Raw genomic sequence first — 14,494 nt, forward strand, 5'->3', positions numbered from 1 at the left:
AAACCCCTAAAATTGCATAGTGGCCGAATCCCTCAGCCTTCACCCACGGGTGGGGCGCTTGTTTGCCGGCAAGGTTGCGGCGGAGTGATCTGCTCGATGCCAGGTTGCGGGCACCCGAAACAGCGTGTTTAGGAACGCGGACATGATTGAAAACAAGAAGAAGCCGAACCCGATCGACATCCATGTCGGGAGCAGGATTCGCCTCCGCCGGACGATGCTGGGCATGAGCCAGGAAAAGCTCGGTGAAGCCCTGGGGATCACCTTCCAGCAGATCCAGAAATACGAGAAGGGAACGAACCGCGTCGGCGCGAGCCGGTTGCAGAACATTTCTGCAATTCTCAACGTCCCGGTGTCGTTCTTCTTCGAGGATGCTCCAGGGGAAGGCGCCGGCGGCGCATCCGGCATGGCCGAAGCCTCCAGCTCCAACTACGTGGTTGATTTCCTGTCATCGTCCGAAGGACTTCAGCTCAACCGTGCCTTCGTCAAGATTTCCGACCCGAAGGTGCGCCGGAAGTTGGTGGACCTGGTAAAGGCATTGGCCGCCGAGGCGGAAAGCGAATAAGCCAGGGCGGTCTACCGACCACAAAAGCAAAGCGGCCTGAGTGCCGCTTTTTTTGCGCGCTGCCCCGACTGCCGCGCGTCTTGTCAGAGGCGCAAAGGACGCCGCAGCACTCTGAATGGCTGCATGTTTTGAAGGAGGCATGTGGTGGGAGCATTCAGGTGAAAATATCGATATAAAGATATATTTATGTCGTTGTTCGCTTGTTTTTCGGCGGCAAAACCACTAACACGTTCGCACCGCTTCTTTCATTGAGGGGACTTCCCGCATGCGCGCAAACTACCTGTTCACGAGTGAATCCGTAGCCGAAGGTCATCCGGACAAAGTGTGTGACCGTATTTCCGACGAGATCGTCGATCTGGTCTACCGCGAGGCGGCGAAGACGGGCGTTGATCCCTGGGGTGTGCGCATTGCCTGTGAGACGCTGGCAACGACGAACCGCGTCGTGATCGCCGGCGAAGTCCGCCTGCCGCCGAGCCTCCTGAAGAAGGACAAGAACGGCAACGAAGTCATCAATCCGTCGAAGTTCAAGTCCGCTGCGCGCAAGGCGATCCGCGACATCGGCTATGAGCAGGACGGTTTCCATTGGAAGACGGCGAAGATCGACGTGCTCTTGCACTTCCAGTCCGCTCACATCGCGCAAGGCGTCGACAACGCCTCCGACAAGCAGGGCGAGGAAGGTGCCGGCGACCAGGGTATCATGTTCGGCTATGCCTGCCGCGAGACGTCCGAGTTGATGCCGGCGCCGCTCTACTACTCGCACCGCATCCTCCAGACGCTCGCCGCCGCCCGCAAAAAGGGCGAAGGCGAAGTCGCCAAGCTCGGCCCGGACGCCAAGAGCCAGGTGACCGTGCGTTATGTCGATGGCAAGCCGGCAGAAGTCACCTCGATCGTTCTTTCGACGCAGCACCTTGATGACAGCTGGGATTCCGCCAAGGTCCGCTCCGTCGTCGAACCCTATATCCGTGAGGCACTCGCCGATCTGAAGATCTCCGACGACTGCACCTGGTATATCAACCCGACCGGCAAGTTCGTCATCGGTGGTCCGGACGGCGACGCCGGCCTTACCGGCCGCAAGATCATCGTCGACACCTATGGTGGCGCGGCCCCGCATGGCGGCGGCGCCTTCTCGGGCAAGGACACGACCAAGGTCGATCGCTCGGCGGCCTACGCCGCGCGCTATCTGGCGAAGAACGTCGTTGCCGCCGGCCTTTCCGACCGCTGCACGATCCAGCTCTCCTATGCGATCGGTGTGGCTCAGCCGCTGTCGATCTATGTCGATCTGCACGGCACGGGCAAGGTCACGGAAGACCAGGTCGAAAACGCCATCCGCAAGACGATGGACCTCTCGCCGACGGGCATCCGTCGTCACCTCGACCTAAACAAGCCGATCTATGCCAAGACCGCCGCTTACGGTCATTTCGGCCGCAAGGCTGGCCGCGATGGTTCGTTCTCCTGGGAGAAGCTCGATCTGGTCAAGCCGCTGAAGGAAGCGATCGAGCTTGACGCGGCTGCCTACTCCGAACCGAGAGCATCCGGCCGCGCTGCCTGACGCCGCAGTTGACGGGGCTGTAGCACGTTGAATTGCTGCATGTTTTATCCTTAACTCGGCTACGGATTAAGGAAACATGCAGCAGCGAAGCCACCGGCGTTGAAAAATATTGCAATGGGCCGGTGCGCTGCTATTCAGGCGCACCACATTGCGGGATCAAGAGCGGATGCTCCCGGTGGAGTGTCCGCTTTGCTGTTTGAAGGAAGATCGTAATGAGCGAACCGCGCCGCGCCAGAGCCACGGAGGCCTTCTTTGGTCGCCGCAAGGGAAAGCCCTTGCGCGAACGCCAGGCGGCCCATCTCGAGCATCTGCTGCCCGCGCTCCGGCTCGATCTCTCCAAGCCTGCGCCGGCTGACCTGGCGACACTCTTCCCCCAGCCGGTGAAGCGCATTCGCCTGGAAATCGGTTTCGGTGGCGGGGAGCATCTCGTTCACCGCGCCGCGGAGGATCCCGCAACCGGCTTCATCGGCGTCGAGCCCTTCGTCAACTCGATGGCGAAGTTGCTCGGGCAGATCGAGGCGCGAGACCTCGCCAATGTCCGGCTCTATGACGACGACGCGACGCAGGTGCTGGACTGGTTGCCGGAGGCTTCCGTCGACCAGATCGATCTGCTCTATCCCGATCCCTGGCCGAAGCGGAAGCACTGGAAGCGGCGCTTCGTTTCCAAGGTCAATCTGGATCGCTTTGCGCGCATCCTGAAGCCCGGCGGCCTCTTCTGCTTCGCCTCGGATATCGACACCTATGTCAATTGGACGCTGCTTCACTGCCGCGACCACGCGGCCTTCGAGTGGATGGCGGAAAAATCAGCCGACTGGCTTACCCCTTTCGCGGGTTGGCCGAGCACGCGCTACGAGGCCAAGGCGCGCCGGGAAGGGCGGAGCTCGGCTTATCTGACGTTTCGCCGCGTTTAGGACCCTGTGGATTTGCCCCTCACCCTAGATCGTTTCATTGAAACAGTGAAATGATCTAACTCTTTGAAATTACGCAATTCCGGACGGAAAACCGTTGCACACTTTTCCTGGAATTGCTCTAACCCTCTCCCCGCAGGCGGGGGGACTGAGACGTCGCCGCAAGTCCTTCTCCCCGCCAGGACGGGGAGAAGGTGGCCGGCAGGCCGGATGAGGGGTGAAGCCGGGGTCGAAATCTCTATGCTTAATGAAGGCTGACGGTGCGAAGATCGTCCTCGGCCGCCTTGAAGAACGTGCTGGACCGATTGTCGGTCAAGAGGATCGGCGTACCGTCGGCGCCGAACAGGGCCCACAGGTCGATTCCGGGCCCCATTTCTGGCGCTTCCGGGAAACAACGGGAGACCTCCTCCGAACGCATCTTGCGGATATAGCCGACTTCGCCCTCGCCGAGATGCGCAAGGTCGTTCTTCGACAGCGATGTGTTGATGGCTTTCAGTCCCATGGTGACACTCCGTGGTCGCCGGACAGGGGAGAATCCCGCCGGTTATCCTACTCTGGGACGGAAATGTTAATTTTCTTTACCATACGGACCGGTTCGGGCCGCACGAGATCGACGGAAAGAAGACCGTTGCGCAGCTCGGCTCCGAGAACCTTCATGCCGTCGGCGAGCACAAATGTGCGCTGGAACTGCCGAGCCGCAATGCCGCGGTGCAGGTAATCCCGCTCGCCCATATCGGCCTGGCGGCCGCGAATGACCAGCTGGTTTTCTTCGGTCGTGACGTCCAGGTCCTCCTCGGAGAAACCGGCGACGGCGAGTGTTATCCGCAGCCGCTCAGGCGCATCCGAAGATGCGTCGCCGCGAATGCGCTCGATATTGTAGGGTGGATATCCGTCATTGCCCTTGGCGATGCGCTCAAGGGTCTTTTCCATCGTGTCAAAGCCCAGCAGAAGCGGGCTGGTAAAGGGCGTGATCCTGCTCATGTCCCAAGTCCTTGCAGCTCAAGCGACCATGCTTTGCGGACCTGCCAAGCAGCATCCATGCCGCAATATGGTAGCTGTGAGCAACGAGTGCAAGCCGCTTGCCTCGGCAGCGCACGCAAATCATAGTTCGCTTCGTTAAAATCAGGGCGGGATGAGGAAAGAGGGACCGTGAAGCGGCTCCAGCCGAATCCTGCGTCAATATCTCAGGATCGGGCCGGTCGTGTCTGGATCGACGAGATCGGCTACCATCGTGACCCAGGAGGATCGAGAAAGTGTCAAGCGCGAGAAAGATAATCATCGACACCGATCCCGGGCAGGACGACGCGGCCGCCATCATGCTCGCCTTCGGTAGTCCGGAGGAAATCGACCTTTTGGGCATCACCACCGTCGCCGGCAACGTTCCGCTTTCGCTGACGGCCCGCAACGCACGCATCATTTGCGAGCTTTGCAACAGGACGGATGTGAAGGTCTTCGCGGGCGCGGAGCGGCCGGTCGCGCGCCCACTGGTCACGGCTGAGCATGTCCACGGCAAGACAGGGCTCGACGGACCGGTACTGGCGGAACCGACGATGCCGCTCCAGGAACAGGACGCCGCCGATTTCATCATCGAGACGTTGCTCACCGAGAACGAGGGGGCTGTTACGCTCTGCACGCTTGGCCCCTTGACCAACATCGCCCTTGCCCTGACGAAGGCGCCGGAGATCGCACGGCGGGTGCGCGAGCTCGTGATGATGGGCGGCGGATTTTTCGAGGGCGGCAACATCACACCGGCGGCGGAATTCAACGTTTACGTCGATCCGGAAGCAGCAGAAATCGTCTTCCGCTCCGGCATCCCGATCGTGATGATGCCGCTCGACGTGACGCATCGCGTCCTGACCCACAAGGCTCGCGTCCAGAAGATTCGCGAGATCGGCAGTCCCGCGGCGATCGCGATGGCCGAGATGCTGGAGTTCTTCGAGCGCTTCGACATCGAAAAATACGGCACGGACGGCGGGCCATTGCATGACCCGACGGTGATTGCCTACCTGCTGCGGCCGGAACTGTTCACCGGGCGCGACTGCAATGTCGAGATCGAGACGACCTCCGCCCTGACGGCCGGCATGACCGTCGTCGACTGGTGGCAGGTGACCGGCCGCAAGCACAATGCCAAGGTGATGCGACACATCGACGACGAGGGCTTTTTCGATCTCCTGACGGAGCGTCTGGCGCGCATTTGACCGGCGCCGTCAGCGGCGCAGCCGCGAACAACAATTCTGCAAATGAAGACGGCGCCTCTTCGGGCGCCGTCTTGCTGTTCATTCTATCGCGGGCGGCTCAGAACTCTTCCCAATTGTCCTGAGCGAGCGCATTGGCACCGGATGTCTGGGCAAGCACGCGCTGTGTCGATGCCGAATAGCCGCCGCTTCGTGCCGTTGCCTGCCGGCTCTCTTTGGCGGCAGGCGGAGGAGAGGCGGGACGCTCCGCCGCGCGCATCCGCTCGGCTGCACCGCGCAACATCTCGGAGGAGGACTGGGCAGGCGCCTGCTGCGCGACACGGAAACGGGAAACCAGCGTGCTCAGTGCGCCGGCTTCGTCGTTCAGCGCCATACTGGCGGCCGTCGTTTCTTCGACCATCGCGGCGTTCTGCTGCGTCACCTGATCCATCTGGTTGACGGCCGAGTTGATCTCCTTCAGGCCGACCGCCTGTTCCGAGGCGGAACTTGAGATCTGGCGGATCAGGCTGTTGATCTGCACCACCTGCTCGGCGATCTTCTCGAGTGCGCTGCCCGCCTTGCCGACGAGATCCACGCCCTCGCGGACCTGGCCTGCGGAGGTGTTGATCAGCGTCTTGATCTCCTTCGCGGCGTTTGCCGAGCGCTGTGCGAGCTCGCGGACCTCCTGGGCGACGACGGCGAAGCCCTTGCCGGCGTCGCCGGCGCGGGCAGCCTCGACGCCCGCGTTGAGCGCGAGCAGGTTCGTCTGGAAGGCGATCTCATCGATGACGCCGATGATCCGGCTGACTTCGTGCGAGGATTGCTCGATACCCTGCATGGCGGCGATGGCCTTCTGCACAACCTCGCCGGACTGCTCGGCATCGCTGCTCGCCACCTCGACCGATTTGGCCGCGACCTTGGCATTCTCGGCGCTGGCGTTCACCTGGGAGGTGAGCTGGTCGAGGGCGGCTGCGGTTTCCTCAAGGCTCGCGGCTTGCTGTTCCGTCCGGTGCGAGAGGTCGTTGGCGGCATTGCTGATCTCGGACGTGCCGCTGCCGATGTTGACGACCGAGTGATTGACAGTCCGGATGGTCTCTTCGAGGCTCTTCATCGTCGCGTTGAAATCACGCTTCAGTTGCGCGTATTCACCAGGGAATTCGTCGGTGATCCGGAAGGCGAGGTCACCGGCTGACAAATGCGACAGGCCCTTGCCTAGGCGGGCGACGATATCGCGCTGCAGGGCACTGCTCTCGGCGCGCTCTGTTTCCGATTGATTGCGCTGCATCTCCGCCTGCTCACGCTGGTGGCGGGCTTCTCCTTCGAGGCGCTTGGTGTCGGCGAGCTGGTGGCGGAAACCTTCCAGCGCCTTGGCAACTGAACCGGTTTCGTCCAAGCGATCCTGGCCGGCAATCGGCTTCGAATAGTCGCCGTCGCTAAGCGTCTGAACGTCGCTGACAAGCCCGGCCAGCGGTTTCTGCACGAAGCCGCGAACTGCGAAGTAAAGGCCGGCGAGCACGGCACCGAGGACGACAAGACCGCCGACGATCATCATGTAGGTCTGATCGCGGACCGGCGCGTTGATTACCGCACGCGGCACGTCGACGAGCACGACCCAGTTGGCGTTTACGTTCGGAAGTTTGAAGGGGTACACGACGCGATCGAAGGGCTCGTTTCCGTCATAGGTGAGGTTCTTGATCACGCCGGAGGTCGCCGACGACAGGGCGTTCTTGACGATATCGGCGCCTTCGCCGTCATAATCTTTCATCAACAGATCCGGGATCGGCGACACGAGCCATTTGCCGCTCTGCGACAGCAGGTAGACCCGGCCCGAGCCGAAAGGCTTGACCTTTGCGAGGTCGTCGGCCAGCGAGGCGAGCGAAATGTCGACGCCGGAGATGCCGATCAGCTTGCCGTCGGACATCACCGGATAAGCGATCGAGCTCATCGTGGTGGGGACGTCGGTGCCTTCGGCGAGGTAGGGCTGGGTGATTGCCCCCTTGCCGCTCTTGGCCGCGAGGGCGTACCATTCGGCGGCATAGTCCGCCTTGAAGGTCGAGAGCTGGGCCTTGCCGTTACGGTCCTTCGACCAATAGGGCGTGAATGCGCCCTCTGCGTTACCGCCAAGCTCCGTGCTGTTGATAACATCCTTCCCATCGAAGGCCTTCGGTTCCTCGGCGAACCAGCTTCCGAAGGCGAACTCGTGCTGCTCCAGGTTCGCCTTCAACACATTGATGGCGCCGGCGCGATCGATCGACTGCCCGGCGTGGCCCCGCCCGAGAACGCCCGACATCGTGCGCGCGGCGGCCGCGAGTTCACCGACGCTGCCTGCGATGTCGGAAGCGATGGCGTGCGCTTCGCTGTCCGCGTCGTCGAGAACCAGCGTCTCGACGCGGTTCTGTGTCTGGGAGATGAGAACGAAATTCGAGGCGAGCAGCACGAGTGCGATCGTACCGCCTGTCACAGCGATCAGTTTGGTCGCCAGTGATTTGGCTTGGAACTTGAACATGAAATCCTCACATACTGAGAGGTCCGCAGACTTGTCGCCCACGGCGTGACGCATTCCGAATTGTGGGGTGAAACTCCGTCATGGAGCGCCAGATGCCGACCGGCACGAAGGAGGCAGCAAACCTTTAAGCGCGGTCGACCTTCTCATGCATCTGAATAGGGGATCAATTCTTAAGATCCAGCCAACGCCGAACCCAAATCATCGTCGCGACAGGCAAGTTTTGCCCGCCGAGTTTGATCGACGCGACATAAACTGTCGGGTTTGCGAAGCGGGCGGAAATAGGAGGGCAAAACGCGGCGTTGTCTCTTAAAGGCGGGCGGCGACCTCGGACGCCAGCGGTATGGCCGGTTGCGCACCGGGCTTGAGGCATGCAAGCGATCCGGCGACCGCCGCTTGCCGCAGCGCGTCGGGAAAGGGGAGGCCGGCGTCGAGGCCCGCGGCCAGATAGCCGCAGAACGTATCGCCGGCGCCGACAGTGTCGACCGGTTCTATGGTCAGGCCCTTGGCGCGATGAACGGCACCATCGTGGATGGCGATCACGCCCTCGGCGCCAAGCGTCACGATCACGGTCCGGCCGGTCTCGCCGTGGAGCCGTTTCATCGCCGCCTCGCGCTCGACGCCGTCGATGTCTGTCTTGCCGGCCAGCAGTTCGAATTCGGTTTCGTTGGCAATCACGATATCGGCCATTCGGCCGAGACTGGTTGCCTCGGGTGTAAGTGGGGCGATGTTGACGATCGAGCGGATACCGCGGCGTTTGGCTTCCACAAGCGCCTTTTCGACGGAGGCGGCGGGAATTTCGAGCTGCAGCATCAGCGTATCGCCGGGCGACATTGCATCGAGTGCGGCCGTTGCGTCGCTCTCGTTCACCGTCGCATTGGCGCTGGCGACGACGACGATGACGTTCTCGCCGTCGCCGCCGACGATGATATGTGCCGTACCCGTAGGCTCATCCACCGTCTTGATAAGGCCAAGATCGGCTCCGCCTTCTTTGAGCAGCGCCAGCGCACCCTCCGCAAAACTGTCCCACCCGACGGCGCCGGCCATGCGCACTGACGCGCCGGCGCGCTGTGCGGCCAGCGCCTGGTTGGCACCCTTGCCGCCGGCGGCGGTCGAGAAGCCGGTCCCGGCAACGGTTTCGCCGGGCTTCGGCAGGCGTGCGGTCGTGGCGATCAGGTCCATATTGATGGACCCAAGGACAGTAATCATTTGGAGGTGCCCTGTCGGATTGCTGATTTTTGCGAAGAGTGCCCGACCGCGTCAGTCCTCGTCAACCACCCGCAGCTTCAATTGCCCCATCCTGTTGTCCAGCGGCCGTCCGCCGTTGTCGCCCTCGCCGGGCGCGGCTTCCGCCGCGAGCTCCAGCGCCTCGATCTTGGCGCCGCGCCGGGTCAGCTTGTCCGATGAGATGAGGATATCCTCCACGTCCTTCTGCGTCATGGCGAAATGGCCCTGGAGTTTGCGCACACGTTCGTCGAGGCGTGAAAGGTCGTCCATCAGGCGCGCGACTTCGCCCTGGATCAGGTGCGCCTGCTCGCGCATGCGGGCGTCCTTGAGGATCGCCTGGATCACCTGGATCGACAAAAGCAGCAGCGACGGCGAGACGATGACGATGCGCTGGCGATGCGCCTTCTGCACGATCGCCTCGAAGTGCTCGTGGATCTCCGCGAAGATCGATTCGGAAGGAACAAAGAGGAAGGCCGTCTCCTGCGTCTCCCCCGGCAGGAGATACTTGCCGGCGATATCGCGAATATGCACCTCCATGTCGCGGCGGAAGGTCTGCGCCGCCTGCTGCCGCCTTTCGGCGGTCGCCGCGTCGCGCATTGCGTTCCATCCTTCAAGCGGAAACTTTGCGTCGATGACGAGCGGCGGCTGGCCGTTCGGCATGCGGATCGTGCAATCCGGGCGTGCGCCGTTCGAAAGCGTTGCCTGGAAGGCGAAGGCGCCCATCGGCAACCCGTCGGCAACGATCGCTTCCATGCGCGACTGGCCGAAAGCCCCGCGCGTCTGCTTGTTCGCGAGAATGTTCTGCAGCCCGGCCATGTCCTTGGCCAGCGATTGAATGTTGTTCTGGGCGCTGTCGATGACGGCAAGCCGTTCCTGCAGGCGGCGAAGGTTTTCGTGCGTCGCTTTCGTCTGCTCGCTGATCGAGGCGCCGATGCGGTGCGTCATCCCGTCGATTCGCTGGCTGATGGACTGGTTGAGTTCCGCCTGGCGGGTGCCGAAAACGTCCGTCATGGCGGCAATGCGGCCCTGCAATTCCGTCTGCGCGGCAAGGAGTGTCGCCATCTGCTCGTCTCGCTCGTCAGCGCGGGCGGACCTTGCCCGACGCGCAAGCATAAGGCTCGCGAGCGTCATGAGAAGCGCGGCCGCCGTGACGAGATGACCGGCCGTGACGGGCAGGGCGCCAACGAGGAACAGCGGTTGGTCGAAGGAAAAGGCAATGGGCTCCATGGCGGCAGCCTAACAGATTCGCGCCCGAAGACCAGATCAAAACAAGAACAAACATATCCCGGTCCTTGCAGCCAACACGCGCCGCGTGTGCGATCTCGCCAGAGGCAATGTTCTTGCGCGCAAGCGGAAAGATCGGCTATGGGATCACAATGACGATCAAGCCACTAATCATCCTTCCCGATCCGGTTCTGCGCCAGGTGTCCAAGCCGGTGGAGACCGTTGACGACGACATCCGCCGCCTCGCGGACGACATGCTGGAAACCATGTACGACGCGCCGGGCATCGGCCTTGCGGCAATCCAGATCGGCGTACCGAAGCGCCTGCTGGTTCTCGACGTGTCGAAGGAAGGCGAGGAGAAGACCCCGCTCGTCTTCATCAACCCGAAAATTGTCAGATCCTCCGATGACCGTTCGGTCTACGAGGAAGGCTGCCTCTCGATCCCGGATTACTATGCGGAAGTGGAGCGCCCTGCGGCGATTACCGTCGAATATCTCGATCGCCACGGCAAGGAGCAAGCGGTCGAGGCGGATGGCCTGCTTGCCACCTGTCTGCAGCACGAGATCGATCATCTGAACGGCGTTCTGTTCATCGACCATATCTCCAAGCTGAAGCGGGATATGGTGATCCGCAAGTTCACCAAGGCAGCCAAGACACGCGGCGCCAAAGCGATCTGAGCCTACAGCGCCGCGCGTCTTACGCGCAAAGGACGCTGTAGCGCTTTGAATTGCTGCATTTTTTATCCTTAAATCGGATACGATTTAAGGATACAGGCAGTAGCTTTTCCAGAACCGCTACCGAGCGATGCTGGAAATCGCGGGTGCAGCCCGATTTTCAAGAGACGGAGTTTGCCGCCTTGCCGCTTCGCATCATTTTCATGGGAACGCCGGAATTCTCCGTGCCGACGCTTGTCGCACTCGCCGAGGCAGGCCATGAGATCGCAGCTGTCTATACGCAGCCACCGCGTCCCGGCGGGCGGCGCGGTCTCGACCTGCAGAAATCGCCGGTCCACCAGGCCGCCGAACTTCTCGGCATACCCGTTCTGACCCCGCCGAACTTCAAGGACGCCGATGATCGCGAAGCCTTCGCCAAGTTCAATGCCGACGTCGCCGTCGTCGTCGCCTACGGCCTGCTGCTGCCCGGGGAGATTCTCCAGGGAACAAAGCACGGCTGCTACAACGGACACGCGTCGCTCCTGCCGCGCTGGCGGGGGGCGGCACCCATCCAGCGCGCAATCATGGCCGGCGACCACGAGACCGGCATGATGGTGATGAAGATGGACAAGGGGCTCGACACCGGCCCGGTCGCACTCACCAAGGCCGTTGCGATCGGCGAGACGATGACTGCTGGTGAGCTGCACGACAAGCTGATGCAGGTCGGGGCGGCCTTGATGAAGGAGGCGATGGCGAAGCTCGAACTGGGTGATCTGCCACTGACGCCGCAACCCGCAGAAGGGGCGGTCTACGCTGCCAAGATCAGCAAGGCGGAGACCCGGATCGATTTCACCAAGCCGGCGGGCGAGGTGCACAATCATATACGCGGCCTTTCACCTTTTCCCGGGGCGTGGTTCGAGCTGACGATCGCTGGAAAGCCGGAGCGCATAAAGGTGCTGAATTCCGAGAAAGCCGCCGGAGCCGGCGCAGCGGGCACCGTCTTGGACGAGGCAATGACCATTGCCTGCGGCGAGGGGGTGGTGCGGCCGACCCGGTTGCAGAAGGCCGGCGGCAAGCCGCTTGCGGTCGCCGAGTTCCTGCGCGGAACGCTCGTCGCTCGCGGCACGAGGATCGCCTGATGCCGCGCTATCGCCTCACCGTCGAATACGACGGCTCCGACTATGTCGGCTGGCAGCGTCAGGAAAACGGTCCGTCCGTCCAGGGCGCGATCGAGAAGGCGATCCTGTCGCTGACCGGAGAAACAGTGTCCGTGCGCGGGGCGGGACGCACCGATTCCGGCGTCCATGCCATGGGCCAGGTGGCGCATGCGGACCTCACGCGCGAATGGAAGACGCACACCTTGCGCAACGCGCTCAATGCGCATCTCACGCTTGCCGGCGAACGTGTCTCGATTCTCGACGCACTTGAGGCGCCGCCGGATTTCGACGCGCGTTTCTCGGCGGTGCGCCGCCACTATCTCTATCGCATCATCTCACGCCGTTCGCCGCTGGCGCTCGAAGCAAGGCGCGCTTGGTGGGTGCCGAAAACGCTCGACCATGAGACCATGCATGAGGCCGCACAAAGATTGGTCGGCCACCACGATTTCACGACCTTCCGCTCCGCCCACTGCCAGGCGGCGAGCCCGCTGCGCACGCTTGATCGGCTCGACGTGACGCGAGCGGGGGATCTCATCGAGATCCGCGCGACGGCCCAGAGCTTTCTGCACAACCAGATTCGCTCCTTCGCCGGTTCGCTGAAGCTGGTTGGCGAGGGCAAGTGGACGCCGGACGATCTGCAGGCGGCGCTCGAAGCGCGCGATCGAAAGGCCTGTGGGCCGGTCGCGCCCCCGGACGGCCTCTACTTCATGCAGGTCGATTATTGACCTTGGCCAAACGCAGCACTGAGACGCTTCGCTAGCCCGGAACGAGACCAAAGAAACGCTGCAGAAACTCGCCGATCATCATCGACGGCAGCAGGAAGAGTGCCGTCAACGCGGTTGCCAGCAAAGTCTGGTTGCCGGTGACCGTGCGCAGAAGCCGGAAGAGCAAGGCAACGCTTACGATCAGCAACAAGAGCCAAATCAGGCTAGTCAGTCCCTGGCTGCCCGGGACCAGCAGACGGATCGCGGCTGGCAGCGCCATGGCATAGGAGAGCGGCACCGAGAGCCAATTGGTGGTAACGATCACCGGCACCACAAAAATCGTAAAACCCAGCGGCCGGGAGAGGATGACGATCAGGATGATAGGCAGCAGCCAGCTGGCGAGGTCGACGACAAGCAGCTTCAGGATGAAGCCGAAGCCGATCGTCGTGCCGGGCGGCATGGCCGAAAGATAATAGAGCCGCCAGGACGCCCAGGTCACGGCGATCGCCGGCAGAGACCAGAGTATTGCCGCAAACGAACGCCACAGGCCGCTTTCGCTGAAATCCAGCCAGCGGAAGCCCTCGCGGTTGCCCTGGATGAGCAGCCATAGCCCTTTGACGTAGGTGAGGACCTCGTCAAGCAGCGGCATGACCGAACCAGCGGGCTATGAAGGTCTCGTAGATCCCGGTCAGGGTTTCGAGGTCGGCGACGGCAACGCGCTCGTCGACCATATGCATCGTCTGTCCGACCAGGCCGAATTCGACGACGGGGCAATAATCCTTGATGAAGCGAGCATCCGAGGTTCCGCCAGTGGTCGAAAGCTTCGGCTGGCGCCCGACGACGGCCTCGACCGCGCCGGAAAGCGAATCGATGAGGGCGTTGTTGCGCGTGAGGAACACGTGGCTCGGACGCTCGTTCCAGACGATGTCGTAGCGGACCGGCGCGCGGTCGGGCCTGAGCTTGTCGCTCGCTGCGGCATGATCGAGCCTGGCGACAATCTCCGCCATGAGGCTTTCGGCGGTCCAATTGTCGTTGAAGCGAATGTTGAAGCTGGCGATCGCCTTCGCCGGAATGACGTTGACGGCCGGATTGCCGACATCGATGGTCGTGACCTCGAGGTTCGATGGCTGGAAGCTCTCGGTCCCGGTATCGAAGGGCGGGTCCATGAGGGCCTCGGTGAGCTTGAGGATGCCGCGCACAGGATTGTCGGCGAGATGCGGATAGGCCGCGTGTCCCTGGACGCCATGAACGGTGATTCGGCCCGAGAGCGAGCCGCGCCGGCCGATCTTGATCATGTCGCCGAGTTCATCGGGATTGGTCGGCTCGCCGACGAGGCAGGCATCCCAGCGTTCGCCCTTCGCGGCCGCCCACTGAAGAAGCTTCACCGTGCCGTTGATGGCGGGGCCTTCCTCGTCGCCGGTGATCAGAAACGAGATCGATCCTTTCGGCGCGCCATGCTTCTCGACGTGGCGGGCGACCGCAGCCACGAAACAGGCGATGCCGCCCTTCATATCGACGGCGCCGCGGCCATACATTTCGCCGCCGGCAATCGTTGCGGAGAAGGGCGGGTGGGTCCAGGCGGCTTCGTCGCCGACCGGCACAACGTCGGTATGCCCGGCGAACATCAGGTGCGGGCCATTGCTTCCAAGGCGCGCGTAGAGGTTTTCGATGTCCGGTGTTCCGGTGTCCTTCGCCACCACACGGTCCACGGTGAAGCCGAGCGGCGTTAGCATCGCTTCGAGAGCGGCAAGCGCGCCGCCTTCGGCGGGTGTGACGGAGGGGCAGCGAATAAGGGTGGAAAGATTGGTGATCGGATCGGTGGACGTCATCTAT

Annotated in this window: 14 protein-coding genes; 7 read left to right on the forward strand and 7 right to left on the reverse strand. The window is 62.4% G+C overall.

What is annotated here, in order from left to right:
- The first annotated feature begins 142 nt into the window (after positions 1–142).
- From RB548_RS00230 to trmB, 3 genes are all read left to right on the forward strand, one after another.
- On the forward strand, positions 143–562 hold the full coding sequence (locus RB548_RS00230; protein WP_153438816.1) for a helix-turn-helix domain-containing protein: 420 nt from the start codon (positions 143–145) through the stop codon (positions 560–562).
- 265 nt (positions 563–827) lie between these two features.
- Positions 828–2,111, forward strand: coding sequence for a methionine adenosyltransferase (gene metK, locus RB548_RS00235; protein ID WP_331373080.1), 1,284 nt, complete (start codon positions 828–830; stop codon positions 2,109–2,111).
- A gap of 212 nt (positions 2,112–2,323) precedes the next feature.
- The gene (gene trmB, locus RB548_RS00240) at positions 2,324–3,022 is read left to right on the forward strand and encodes a tRNA (guanine(46)-N(7))-methyltransferase TrmB (RefSeq protein ID WP_331373081.1); all 699 of its coding nucleotides are present in this window, start codon (positions 2,324–2,326) and stop codon (positions 3,020–3,022) included.
- A 241-nt stretch (positions 3,023–3,263) separates the two neighbouring features.
- On the opposite strand, the gene RB548_RS00245 is transcribed toward trmB, so the two are convergent.
- Together RB548_RS00245 and RB548_RS00250 are read right to left on the reverse strand one after the other, a co-directional pair.
- Positions 3,264–3,521, reverse strand: coding sequence for a BQ00720 family protein (locus RB548_RS00245; RefSeq protein WP_136506763.1), 258 nt, complete (start codon positions 3,519–3,521; stop codon positions 3,264–3,266).
- Between the two features lie 47 nt (positions 3,522–3,568).
- Positions 3,569–4,000: an Hsp20 family protein gene (locus RB548_RS00250; protein ID WP_331373082.1), complete on the reverse strand. Its 432-nt coding sequence runs from the start codon at positions 3,998–4,000 to the stop codon at positions 3,569–3,571.
- 272 nt (positions 4,001–4,272) lie between these two features.
- Between RB548_RS00250 and RB548_RS00255 the strand changes: the two genes are divergently transcribed.
- Entirely contained in the window at positions 4,273–5,217 is a 945-nt protein-coding gene (locus RB548_RS00255) for a nucleoside hydrolase (RefSeq protein ID WP_331373083.1), read from the forward strand.
- A gap of 97 nt (positions 5,218–5,314) precedes the next feature.
- Here RB548_RS00255 and RB548_RS00260 read toward each other — a convergent pair whose 3' ends face one another.
- From RB548_RS00260 to RB548_RS00270, 3 genes are all read right to left on the reverse strand, one after another.
- Positions 5,315–7,699, reverse strand: a complete 2,385-nt coding sequence (locus RB548_RS00260; protein WP_331373084.1) for a methyl-accepting chemotaxis protein — start codon at positions 7,697–7,699, stop codon at positions 5,315–5,317.
- 306 nt (positions 7,700–8,005) lie between these two features.
- Positions 8,006–8,905, reverse strand: coding sequence for a ribokinase (locus RB548_RS00265; protein WP_331373085.1), 900 nt, complete (start codon positions 8,903–8,905; stop codon positions 8,006–8,008).
- A gap of 51 nt (positions 8,906–8,956) precedes the next feature.
- The gene (locus RB548_RS00270; protein ID WP_331373086.1) at positions 8,957–10,150 is read right to left on the reverse strand and encodes a DNA recombination protein RmuC; all 1,194 of its coding nucleotides are present in this window, start codon (positions 10,148–10,150) and stop codon (positions 8,957–8,959) included.
- A gap of 149 nt (positions 10,151–10,299) precedes the next feature.
- Between RB548_RS00270 and def the strand changes: the two genes are divergently transcribed.
- From def to truA, 3 genes are all read left to right on the forward strand, one after another.
- On the forward strand, positions 10,300–10,824 hold the full coding sequence (def, locus tag RB548_RS00275) for a peptide deformylase (protein WP_331373087.1): 525 nt from the start codon (positions 10,300–10,302) through the stop codon (positions 10,822–10,824).
- Positions 10,825–11,003: 179 nt separating this feature from the next.
- Complete coding sequence (gene fmt / locus RB548_RS00280) at positions 11,004–11,939, forward strand: methionyl-tRNA formyltransferase (RefSeq protein WP_331375035.1); 936 nt, start codon at positions 11,004–11,006, stop codon at positions 11,937–11,939.
- The gene (gene truA / locus RB548_RS00285; protein WP_331373088.1) at positions 11,939–12,682 is read left to right on the forward strand and encodes a tRNA pseudouridine(38-40) synthase TruA; all 744 of its coding nucleotides are present in this window, start codon (positions 11,939–11,941) and stop codon (positions 12,680–12,682) included. Before fmt ends, truA begins: the two co-directional genes overlap by 1 nt.
- Positions 12,683–12,713: 31 nt before the next feature.
- On the opposite strand, the gene RB548_RS00290 is transcribed toward truA, so the two are convergent.
- Both RB548_RS00290 and dapE read right to left on the reverse strand, forming a co-directional pair.
- On the reverse strand, positions 12,714–13,310 hold the full coding sequence (locus tag RB548_RS00290) for a hypothetical protein (RefSeq protein ID WP_331373089.1): 597 nt from the start codon (positions 13,308–13,310) through the stop codon (positions 12,714–12,716).
- Positions 13,297–14,490 carry a succinyl-diaminopimelate desuccinylase gene (gene dapE / locus RB548_RS00295; RefSeq protein ID WP_331373090.1) on the reverse strand — a complete coding sequence of 398 codons (1,194 nt, stop codon included), beginning with the start codon at positions 14,488–14,490 and terminating at the stop codon, positions 13,297–13,299. Before dapE ends, RB548_RS00290 begins: the two co-directional genes overlap by 14 nt.
- Positions 14,491–14,494 lie beyond the last annotated feature (4 nt).

The organism is Sinorhizobium chiapasense (assembly GCF_036488675.1).
GTDB lineage: Bacteria > Pseudomonadota > Alphaproteobacteria > Rhizobiales > Rhizobiaceae > Sinorhizobium > Sinorhizobium chiapasense.